Source organism: Pantoea sp. EKM20T (genome assembly GCF_011800485.1).
Classification (GTDB): domain Bacteria; phylum Pseudomonadota; class Gammaproteobacteria; order Enterobacterales; family Enterobacteriaceae; genus Pantoea; species Pantoea agglomerans.
This window is the reverse complement of the sequence record NZ_JAALFW010000037.1, coordinates 1-910: the sequence shown is the minus strand read 5'-3', so window position 1 is coordinate 910 and position 910 is coordinate 1. Positions and strand designations below refer to the sequence as shown.

The following is a 910-nucleotide window of genomic DNA, read 5'->3' as shown; positions in this document are numbered from 1 at the left end:
GCGTGGACGCCAAAGACGTCGTGGTGGAAGCCACCGACGAGGCGGGCAACAGCAACAGCGTTGTGATCGACGGCCCGGCAGACAGCACGCCGCCGGATAACCAGACCTCGGGCCTGGTCATCGACAGCATCACCCTGACGGACGACGTCGGTGCGATCACCGGCGAAATTGCCAGCGGCTCGGTCACCGACGACGCGCGGCCGACCCTTTCCGGCGACGCAACCGCCGACATCGATCACGTCAACATCTATGATAACGGCGAGCTCGTCGGCAGCGCAGCGGTGGAGGCGGACGGCAAGTGGAGCTGGACGCCGGAGCAGGATATGGCGGACGGCACCTCCCACGACCTGACGGTCGCGGCGGTGGACGCGGCGGGCAACGAAGGCCCGCAGGCAGACGGCGACTGGAGCTTTACCGTTGACACCTCGGTGCCGGATAACCAGACATCGGGTTTAGTGGCGGACAGCATCACGCTGACCGATGACGTCGGTCCGGTACAGGGCAAGATTGAAGATGGCTCTGTCACTGACGATGCACGTCCGACCTACTCAGGCACGACTACCGCAGACATCAGTTACGTCAATATCTACGACAGTGGCAAGCTGATCGGCAGCGCAGCGGTGGAGGCGGACGGCAAGTGGAGCTGGACGCCGGACAGCGCGATGAGCAGCGGGGCGCACGCCCTGACGGTCGCGGCGGTGGACGCGGCGGGCAATGAAGGCCCGCAGGTAAGCGGCACTGCGGATGCAGCGTGGGACTTCAGCGTCCTGACCAGCGCCCCGGCGCAGCCGGCGATTGAAAACGTGGTGGACGACTACAGCCAGGGCGAAGACGCGGACAGCGGCTTCCTGCAGAAGGGCCAGTTCACCAACGACGGCACGCTGACGCTGAACGGCACCGCGGGCGCGGG

General features: G+C 66.2%; 1 protein-coding gene. It reads left to right on the top strand.

The genetic code is table 11. The annotated features are described in order from the left end of the window. Positions 1-910, top strand: a 910-nt coding sequence (locus tag HFD94_RS22770; RefSeq protein WP_243234820.1) for an Ig-like domain-containing protein, incomplete at both ends; no start/stop codon positions are given.